Annotated in this window: 8 protein-coding genes; 4 read left to right on the top strand and 4 right to left on the bottom strand. The window is 70.8% G+C overall.

Going from position 1 to position 9,606, the window contains the following annotated elements; all coding sequences use genetic code 11:
- Positions 1 to 276: 276 nt before the first annotated feature.
- From HMPREF3086_RS09350 to HMPREF3086_RS09335, 4 genes are all read left to right on the top strand, one after another.
- On the top strand, positions 277 to 675 hold the full coding sequence (locus tag HMPREF3086_RS09350) for a GntR family transcriptional regulator (RefSeq protein ID WP_070721526.1): 399 nt from the start codon (positions 277 to 279) through the stop codon (positions 673 to 675).
- Complete coding sequence (locus tag HMPREF3086_RS09345; protein ID WP_232303143.1) at positions 668 to 1,381, top strand: ABC transporter ATP-binding protein; 714 nt, start codon at positions 668 to 670, stop codon at positions 1,379 to 1,381. The genes HMPREF3086_RS09350 and HMPREF3086_RS09345 overlap by 8 nt, the downstream gene beginning before the upstream one ends.
- Positions 1,378 to 2,259 (top strand): hypothetical protein, encoded by an 882-nt coding sequence (locus HMPREF3086_RS09340; protein ID WP_070721524.1) that lies wholly within the window; start codon positions 1,378 to 1,380, stop codon positions 2,257 to 2,259. Before HMPREF3086_RS09345 ends, HMPREF3086_RS09340 begins: the two co-directional genes overlap by 4 nt.
- 289 nt (positions 2,260 to 2,548) lie before the next feature.
- Positions 2,549 to 3,430 carry a Bax inhibitor-1/YccA family membrane protein gene (locus HMPREF3086_RS09335; RefSeq protein WP_061230025.1) on the top strand — a complete coding sequence of 294 codons (882 nt, stop codon included), beginning with the start codon at positions 2,549 to 2,551 and terminating at the stop codon, positions 3,428 to 3,430.
- Positions 3,431 to 3,768: 338 nt separating this feature from the next.
- On the opposite strand, the gene HMPREF3086_RS09330 is transcribed toward HMPREF3086_RS09335, so the two are convergent.
- The 4 genes from HMPREF3086_RS09330 to HMPREF3086_RS09315 form a co-directional block, all read right to left on the bottom strand.
- A complete protein-coding gene (locus HMPREF3086_RS09330; protein ID WP_063972396.1) occupies positions 3,769 to 4,989 on the bottom strand; it encodes an acetyl-CoA C-acetyltransferase in 1,221 nt (406 codons plus the stop codon).
- 49 nt (positions 4,990 to 5,038) lie between these two features.
- Positions 5,039 to 6,223: an SGNH/GDSL hydrolase family protein gene (locus tag HMPREF3086_RS09325; RefSeq protein ID WP_061229939.1), complete on the bottom strand. Its 1,185-nt coding sequence runs from the start codon at positions 6,221 to 6,223 to the stop codon at positions 5,039 to 5,041.
- On the bottom strand, positions 6,220 to 7,539 hold the full coding sequence (locus HMPREF3086_RS09320) for an McrC family protein (RefSeq protein WP_061916757.1): 1,320 nt from the start codon (positions 7,537 to 7,539) through the stop codon (positions 6,220 to 6,222). Before HMPREF3086_RS09320 ends, HMPREF3086_RS09325 begins: the two co-directional genes overlap by 4 nt.
- On the bottom strand, positions 7,536 to 9,606 hold a 2,071-nt coding region (locus tag HMPREF3086_RS09315), incomplete at its 5' end, for an AAA family ATPase (protein ID WP_141764046.1). The genes HMPREF3086_RS09320 and HMPREF3086_RS09315, both read right to left, overlap by 4 nt.

The raw sequence follows: 9,606 nt of genomic DNA, 5'->3' as shown, positions 1-9,606 counted from the left end.
GACGAACTAACGGAGATGCCCACTAGCTAGGCGGCGGGCGGCCGGGTCGACGGCCGACCTCCGGGGTCGAGGCCTACCGCGAGATCATCGCGGCAGCCTTCGTCGAAGGGTGCCCTGACGCAGGTCTGACAGGCCAGCAGCCGTGCGGGCGGTCGCGCTCCTCGTCGTCGTCACCTCGGTTCTCTCCCACCGCGACCCACGCTGGGCGTTGACAACGCCCTCCGTCGGTGTCACTGTATTAATCACCTAATACAGCAACACGGAAGCGGGGCGACGATGCAGTTCGACACCTCGTCCCCGATCTGGATGCAGCTCGTCGAGGAGTTCTCGCGACGCATCGTGACCGGGGACTGGGCGGCGGGCACCAAGATGCCCGGCGTCCGCGAGTTGGCGGCCGACCTGGGCGTCAACCCCAACACCGCCCAGCGCGCCCTCGCCGAACTCGAACGCCTCGACCTGTGCCGATCCGAACGGGCCACCGGGCGCTTCGTGACCAGCGACGAGGAGCGCATCGACGAGGTCCGCGCCGACCTCGCCACCGACGCCGCCGACTCCTACGTCCGACGCGTCCGCGGCCTGGGCATGACGCGAGACAGGGCCAGAGCACTGCTCGAGAAGAGATGGGACAGCCATGACGACCACGCCACTACCGATGCAGACACCGGAGATGCCTGAGATGAACGAGCCCACAACACTTGTCGAGGTCTCCGGCCTCGCCATGCGCTACGGCCCCGTCACCGCCCTCGACGGCGTCGACCTCACGCTCGCCTCCGGGCAGATCGTCGGCCTGCTCGGCGAGAACGGCTGCGGCAAGACCACACTGCTCAAGATCCTCGCCGGCGTGATGACCGGCTACAGCGGCGACGTTCGCATCGCAGGTCACGAGCCCGGTCCGGAGTCGAAGGCTCGAGTGTCCTTCCTGCCCGACACCAGCTTCCTTCCCGACCGCGCGCGGGTCAGTTACTGCCTGGACCTGTACGCGGACTTCTTCGCCGACTTCCGCCCCGAGAAGGCCCGCGACCTCATCGGCTACTTCGGCCTGAGCGAGTCAACGCGGCTCAAGGAGATGTCCAAAGGCATGCGCGAGAAGGTCCAGATCGCACTGGCCATGTCGCGCGACGCGAGCGTCTACCTGCTCGACGAGCCGATCTCCGGCGTCGACCCGGCCGCGCGGCAACTGATCGTGGACGGCATCGTCCGCACCCTCTCCGAGGACTCGCTGCTGCTCATCGCCACCCACCTCGTGCACGACCTCGAACCCGTCCTCGACGCGGTGGTGATGATGCGCCACGGCCGCGTCGTCCTCTCCGGCGACGCCGACGACCTCCGCGGCGGCCGGGGTGCCAGCCTCGACCAGATCTTCAAGGAGACGTACCGATGACCGCGACCACCGCGACCCCCTCACCGTCGACCGGGGCCCCGAGAAGGGCGACGACGACGAGACTCCTCACGCACGAATGGCTGCGCACGCGCGGCACGCTCGGGACCCTCTTCGGCCTGCTCGCCCTGATCGGGGCGCTGGGCAGCCTGCTCGGGGCCGCCGGCTGGCCGGTGCTGTCCGAGCTCGGGCTGGCCGCGGGCATGCTCGCCGCGGTGATCGCCGTCCCGGCCGTCCAGCTGACCCTCGCCGCCGACTACTGGCGCTCGAGCTACGGCCGGATCGGGTACTTCACGCACTCCCTGCCGGTCCGCGGTTCCCGCATCTACTGGGCCAAGCTGGCCTGGGCGATGCTCGCGTCCCTGGCGGCGATCGTCCTCACCGTGGTGCTCGCGCTGCTCGCGTGGTGGTCGAACGCCCAGCGCTCGGGCGGATCGTCGCCGTCGTGGTCGGTACTCACCGCCGCGTGGACCACCGTCACCGACGTCACGCCGGGGTGGATGGTCGCGGCCGGCATCGCGCTGGCGTTCGGCTCGGTCCTGGTGTGGCCGGTGCAGTACTACTTCTCGATCTCGATCGGGCACGAGCGACGGTTGTCCGGGCTCGGGGCGGGTGGACCGATCGTCGTGTTCGTCCTGGTCTACCTCGCCACGCAGGCGTTGTCCCTGCTCGGGATGCTGCTGATCCCGATCGGGGTGGGGGAGACCGACGGCGAGACGCTGGGCCTCGTCCGTTTCGATCTGCTCTCCGAGTTGGCCGCCGGCTCCTCCGCGAGCAACGCCGTGATGCCGATCGGCTTCGTGATCGCGCTCGTCGCCCTGGCGGTGTTCTGCCTCTGGCGCACGGCGCGGTCCTGGAACCACAGGGTGGCGCTGGGCTGAGCCCCCGGTCGAGTAACTCCTACACGATCCGAGGGGAGGGCCGGGCGTTCAGCTTCGTCACCACCACGGCGGACCTCCGCCGCTTCCTGACCAGGAACGGGGTGGGCCGGCCATGAGCCGGACCGGCCGGCCCGTGACCGGCGCTCCACCCCAGGACCGCCGTCCAAAACCGTTTCCGCCGGGAACACTCAGGCGACCTCGCGCGTTGTAGGGGTACGAGTGATTCGTCGGTGAGCCGGCGGGGACTCTCGACCAACGACCTTCCCCGACAATTTCCGAAGGGACCTCGATGCGCAGCAGTAGCAATCCGGTCTTCAGTTCCCTGTCCACAGACAGCGCCCGCGGCGCCACCCAGTTCGGCGCCGCCGGACGCGGGGCGTTCCAGCAGGGGCAGTACGGCCAGCCGGGCTACGGCGCCCAGGCCGGCTACGGCGCCCAGGCCGGCTACGGTGCTCAGGCCGGCTACGGTGCCCCGCAGGCCGCCGCCGACACCCGGCCCATGACCATCGACGACGTCGTCGCGAAGACGGGTATCACCCTCGGCGTGATCGGCGTCGTGGGCCTCATCGCCTACTTCCTGTCCGTCGACATGGGGCTCGCGATGCCGCTCCTGCTCGTCGGCGGCATCGGCGGGTTGATCACCGTTCTCGTGGCCACCTTCGGCCGCAAGATGGACTCCGCGCCCGTCACTCTGACCTACGCCGCGTTCGAGGGACTGTTCATCGGCGCGGTCTCCCACATCTTCACCTTCAACATCGCCGGTGCCGACGCCGCTGCGGTGATCGGCCAGGCGATCCTGGGCACGTTCGGCGTCTTCGCCGGCATGCTGTTCGTCTACAAGACCGGCGCCGTGCGCGTGACCCCCAAGTTCACCCGGTTCATGACCGCCGCCCTCATCGGCGTGCTCGTCCTGATGGTGGGCAATCTGTTCGGTGCGCTGCTGTTCGGCTTCAACCCGCTGCGTGACGGCGGCGTCATGGCCATCATCTTCTCGCTGGTCTGCATCGGCCTGGCCGCGTTCAGCTTCCTGCTGGACTTCGACAACGCCGACCGCCTCGTGCGCGCCGGTGCCCCGGCCAAGATGGCGTGGGGCGTCGCCCTCGGCCTCGCCGTGACCCTGGTGTGGCTGTACGTCGAAATCCTGCGGCTGATGAGCTACTTCCGCGAGTGATCCGCCTCTGACGCGGAACCGACCCGCGAGCCGCGACGGCCCCGGCGCCCCTGAGAAGGGAACCGGGGCCGTCGTCATTCCTGCGTCGAAGTACCTGATGAATGTCGCCCAGTGGTGCCGGCCACTGTCCGCGTAGTCCGCGCGGTGCTCCATCCCGGCGTCGGTCAACCCGTTCGAGAACGGCCTGGTAGCTCCGTGCGCGCCCTGGACGGGCCGTCCATCGGGGGACTGCGGCGGCCCTGCCGACGAGAAGAGCGTTCCGCCCACGCCCCTCTCGGGAAACGTGGGCGGAACGCTCTTCGCGATGGCGGGTCACATGTCGCCCGCCGCGCCGGGGATCAGCTGAGGCGCTCGAGCACCATCGCCATCCCCTGGCCGCCGCCGACGCACATGGTCTCGACGCCGAACTGCTTGTCCTCGGCCTGCAGGTTGTTGATGAGCGACGCGGTGATGCGGGCGCCGGTCATGCCGAACGGGTGGCCCAGCGCGATGGCGCCACCGTTGACGTTGAGCTTGTCCTCCTCGATGCCGAGCTCACGGGCCGAGCCGAGCACCTGCACGGCGAACGCCTCGTTGATCTCGAACAGGTCGATGTCAGAGATCTGCTTGCCGGCGATCTTCAGGGCGTTCTTGACGGCCTGGATCGGCCCGAGGCCCATGATCTCCGGCGACAGGCCGGACACGCCGGTGGAGACGACGCGCGCGAGCGGGGTGAGACCGAGCTCCTTGGCCTTGGTGTCGGACATGATCACGAGGGCCGCGGCGCCGTCGTTGAGCGGGCAGCAGTTGCCGGCCGCGACGGTGCCGTCGGGACGGAAGACCGGCTTGAGCTGCGAGATCTTCTCGTAGGTGGTGCCGGGGCGCGGGCCGTCGTCAGCGGTGACGACGGTGCCGTCGGGCATGGTCACCGGGGTGATCTCGTTGGCGAAGTGGCCACGCTCGACGGCCTCGACCGCGCGGTTCTGTGACCGCACACCCCAGTGGTCCTGCTCCTCGCGGGTGATGCCGGTGATCTGGGCGACGTTCTCGGCGGTCTGGCCCATCGGGATGTACACGTCCGGCAGGAGGCCCTGGTCACGCGGGTCGGTCCACACGTCGGCGCCACCCTCGGCGCGCTGGGCGGTGCGGGCCTCGGCGTCGGCGAAGATCGGGTTGTGGGTGTTCGGGATGTGGTCCGAGGTGCCGTACTGGAAGTTGGAGACGGTCTCCACACCGGCGGAGATGAACACGTCGCCCTCGCCGGCCTTGATCGCGTGCAGCGCCATCCGGGTGGTCTGCAGCGACGACGAGCAGTAGCGGTTGACGGTGGTGCCGGGGACGGTGTCCATGCCGGCGAGCACCGAGACGACGCGGGCCATGTTGAAGCCCTGCTGGCCGCCTGGCAGACCGTTGCCCAGCATCAGGTCGTCGACCTGGGTGGGGTCGAGCTCTGGCACCTTGGCCAGTGCCGCCTTGACCATCTGGGCGGTGAGGTCATCCGAGCGGATGCCCACGAGGGAACCCTTGTTGGCGCGCCCGATGGGGGAACGGGCGTAAGAGACGATCACGGCTTCCGGCATGGAAGGCTCCTTCGTGTCTGGTGGCTGCTTCGTGTGCGGCAGGTGAGGTTCAGGTCTGGTCGGTCGGTTCGCCCGGGTGGGGGTCGTCCCGGGTGAGGCGTGCCAACCGGAGGATCCGGCTCCGTCGCCGGAGGGTGTCCGCGGCCTCGCGGGCATCCCCCGTGCTCTCCGGATCGGCGTCCACGTCCTCATTATGCAGGAACGCGTTCTCGCCCTCGTCGCCCGTGTCCTCGTGGGTGCGGACGAAGTCGGTGAGGCGTTTGGTGAGGCGGGCGACCACGGACTCACGGTGTTCGGCACGGCCGGAGGCGTCGGCCGGTTCGGCGGCCTCGGCGGCGACGTCCGCGGCCTCGAGTGACGCGGCGGCCTCGGCGGCATCGTGCGGCAGATGCTCCTCGGGCACCTCGTCCCACACGCCCAGCGCCACACAGACCGCGGGCAGCAGCAGGCCGGCGGCGAGCTCGTAGCCGGCCGAGTTGGGGTGGAAGCGGTCGGGGGAGAACAGACTCTCGCCGCGGCGGTGGAACTCGGGGGCCAGGGTCTCGGCCAGCGACACCGGGACGCCCCCGGCCCGGCGGACCTGCACGGCCTGCGCGGCGGCCAGCCGCCGGCTGAGCGTGGCCATGACAGAACGCAGCGGCTGCGGCACCGGCTTGATGATGCCCAGGTCCGGACACGTGCCCACCACGACGTGGGAACCGCCATCACGTAGGGCCTGCACGGCTTCCCCGACGCGGCGTGCCGACGGGCCGATCGCGTTGCGCGAGGTGATGTCGTTGCCGCCGATGAGGATCACGGAGATGTCCGGCCGGCCGTGCGCGACCTGCATCGCCTCGACCTGCCCGGCCAGCCCCTTGGAGGTGGCACCGACGATCGCCTTGATGCTCAACCGGACGTCCCAGCCGGCCTCCTCGGCGAGGCCGCGGGCCAGCAGGACACCCGGTAGTTCGTCCGGTGAGTCGGCGCCCAGCCCGGCGGCCAGCGAGTCGCCGAAGACCATCATGTGGACGTCGCACGTCATGCCCGGCCGCCACGGATCGGGAGACGGCGCCCCCGGGCGGTACAGCCCGTCGCCGTCGTAGGGGCGGGAGGTGGGCTTCGGGATCACCCGACGGGCGATCCTGGCCTGCTGCGCGAGCACCTCGTACGCGCCGCGATACGCGCCGACCGTCCCCACTGCGGCCAGCGCGAGACTCACCACGAGTCGGCGGGCGGGATCATCGGCGTCGCTCATCGGGCGTGTCGTCTCCCTTCCGTGCGGTGGCGGGCGGCGGGTGCACACGCGAGGGCGCGCGCGTGCTCGGCCAACTCGACGATAGCCCGACGGCTGTCGGCGGGGCCGCCGGAGAGGTCGACGGGGTACTCGACGATCGAGATGTCCGTGTGCACGATCCGCCGCGGCTGAGGAGAATCGTCACGCCGCTGGGCGGGATACACCATGTACGCGCGGTCGACGCCGAGCGCCGTGCAGGCGGCAAGCAGCCGGTAGTGCTCGGCCGCGCGGGTCCGGCGGTCCGTGGGATAGGTCGGTACGAACGTGGCGACCGGCTCGCCGTCGACCTCGTACACCAAGCCGGTCCGCACGGAGATGTGGTCACCGTCCCCCGCGGGGGCGCGGTGACGGCCGGACGAGGTGTCACCGTCGGCCTCGGTACCGGAGTCCAGATTGACGACGGGGTTGTGCAGCAGCCGCCCGCCCCGCCCGTCGAGGGCGGCGGTCAGCTCGGCCTCCACGTACCGTTCGAACAGCTCCGGCATCTCGGTGACGAACGCCGCCGACGCCGCATGGCCGTCCTCGACCTCCACGGAGATGCGCCGCACGATGCGGTCCGCGAGCGACAGCGCGTCCTGGAACCGGGCGTTGAGCCGGCTCGGCGTCCACGCGGGCACGGGCGCCCCCTGACCGATGAGCGAGGCGTCGGACAACCTGGCGTCGACCATGGCGAGCCGACGGCGGGTCGCGTCGGGCAGCTCGGGCAGGAACTGCAGGCGGTGCGCGGCCGTGCGCAGGATGCGGTTCTCGGCGATGTCCGGCGTGAACTCGGAGTATGTGACCTCGAGCGGGATGGTCATGCCCGGATGGCGGCGGATCTGGTCGCCGAGCCGGATCCTGCCGCGAACGGTGGTCAGCGCCTCGTCGACCCTGCGGTACCCCCGCAGCAGCCCGGCGGCCAACGCCTGGTGCGCCAGCCGGGCCATCGACTCGGCGACGGAGGACCACAGCTCGTCGTCGTCCCGCGCCTGGACGGCCGAGGCCAGGAACGCGTCGTCGGCCGCGTGATCCAGCAGGAAGAACAGCTGCGTCAGCCCGAGGCTCGCGGCCGGCAGGACCCGCACGGACAGGCCCTCGACCCGCACCGACCCCACGGCACCGCTGGGGATGAGCCGCCACGTGTCGCGGCCTGCGGGCAGGACCTCCACCAGCCCGGTCTGCGACAGGTGCTGCGCGCCCTCCCAGCTCAGGGTGACGAGCCTGCCCCGACGGTCGAACTCGTCGAACTCCAGGGACATCAGCTCGGACGCCCCCGGACCCGTCGAGGTCGCGGTCACGCCCGCCCGATCTTGCGGCGCAGCGCCGCCAGGCCGAACCGCTCGTGGACCTCGGCGCGGGTGAGCCGCCCGTAGTAGTGCTCCTCGAGGAGCGGCAGCAGGTCGTACCGCCAGATCGCCTCGAGGCCGCCGGGCTCGGTGGCCTGGTCCTTCATGAAGTACGACGGCCCGATCCGCAGGTCGCGGTCGGAGTCGTCGATCTCCGCGTTGAGCGCCTCGAGCGCCTCCGCCGGCTCGGTCGACGCGCCGCGTGCCTCGAGGTGACGGCGCAGCACACCGGCGACCGGCGGGGTGTCGGGGTGCAGTTCCATGAACGCGAAGCGGCGGCGGATGGCCGCGTCGACCATGGCTATCGAGCGGTCCGCGGTGTTCATCGTGCCGATGATGAACAGGTTGCGCGGCAGCCGGAACGACGTGTCGGGGGAGTACTGGGGCAGGACGGTGCGGTCGCGGTATTCGAGCAGGAAGTACATCTCGCCGAACACGCGCGCGAGGTCGGCGCGATTCATCTCGTCGATGATGAGAAAGCTCGGGTGCTCCCGGCCCGACTCGGACGTCGCGCGCGCGGCCTGCCGACGCAGCGGGCCGGCCTGCAGCGCGAAGCCCGGCTGACCCGACTCGGTGAGGGTGGGGCGGTAGCCCTCGAAGAAGTCCTCGTAGGCGTAGCTCGGGTGGAACTGCACCAGCTGGACGCGGCTCGGGTCGTCGGGACCGGCGAGGAAACGCGCGAGCTCCTGGGCGAGATAGGTCTTGCCCGTACCGGGAGGGCCGTAGAACACGATCTGTTGACGCTGCTGAAGTGTGTCGACGATCTCCTGCAACTCCTTGCGCGGCATGTGCAGGCCGTCGGCGAGCTCGTCGGTGACCTCGGGCAGCGTGGGCACCGCGCCCGCGGCGGGGGCCTCCGCGACCTGCGACTCGGCGGAGTGGCGCCCCGGGTGCATGGCCGACAGCAGCGCGTCGAGCCCGTCGGTGAGGTCGACGACCGTGCCGGGCTCGCCGATCAGCTCGGACAGGGGGCTCGGCAGGGACTCGAGATCCAGGGTGACGGAGCTCCACAGCACGGACCGCTCGAGCTGCTGCCCGCCGTCCTCCACGTAGCCGAGGTCGTCGGTGAGGGTGCCCAGGTGCAGCTTGGCGTCGGCGACGGTGGCCACCACGTCCTGCGGGCTCATCCGGGACAGGAACGTGTGCAGCTCCGCGGTGAGCTGGAAGCGCGCCTGGTAGTCCAGGTGCGGGTAGCCCTGCTCGACGGCCTGGGAGACCTCGAGCCGGCTGGCGTGGGCGGGGATCCGCGGCAGGTGCGAGGCGGGCAGCGCGATGCGGTTCTGCGCGACCCACTGCCCGGACTGGCCGACTCCGCCCCGGCCGGGCCGCACGAGCCACGCGCGGCGGGAGTGGTCATCGCGGTGCCGCTGCCACTGGTTGGCCACGGAGCCGCGGTACCAGTCGACGGGCTGACCGAGCTGCGCGGACAGCACCTCGGAGATCCGGTGCAGGTCCTGGTCGATGTCGAGCTCGTCGATCCCGGACGGCCCGCCGATGAGGTCGGCGAACGCGTCGCGGATCCGCGTCTTGTGCTCGTGCTTGACGATCGGCTGGAAGTGGCCGGGCCACACCAGGTACTGGAGGCTGTAGCGGATGGCCCGCCAGTCGCCGGGCGTCGAGCGGGCGGCCCGCTGGAACTCCCACGGGTCGGACAGGGCCGCGTCGCGGACGGAGGCGTCGAGCTCGGCCCAGTGGACGATGAACGAGCACAGCCAGCGCAGGTGCTCCCGCATCTGCACGTTGAAGCCCAGGCCGCCGGTCAGCGGGCCCTTCTCGGTGAGGACCTCGTCGAGGTCGGCGGGGATCTCCGGCGCCTCGTCCATCCAGGACAGCACGTCGCGGACGCGGCCTCGCTTGAGGCGCGCGGTGACGGTGCTCAGCGGCAGCTGCTGGATGTACAGCAGCTCGGCGGCCAGCAGCACCACCGGACGCGGGGCGCCTTCGAGCTGGTCGTGCAGCGCCTGCATGACGGGGGAGCGGGTCGACCCGGGCGCCGCCGCCCCGGTCGGGCCCGCCCCA

Source organism: Dietzia sp. HMSC21D01 (genome assembly GCF_001815995.1).
In the GTDB taxonomy this organism is placed as follows: Bacteria; Actinomycetota; Actinomycetes; order Mycobacteriales; family Mycobacteriaceae; genus Dietzia; species Dietzia cinnamea.
This window is presented reverse-complemented; position numbering and strand designations above follow the sequence as displayed.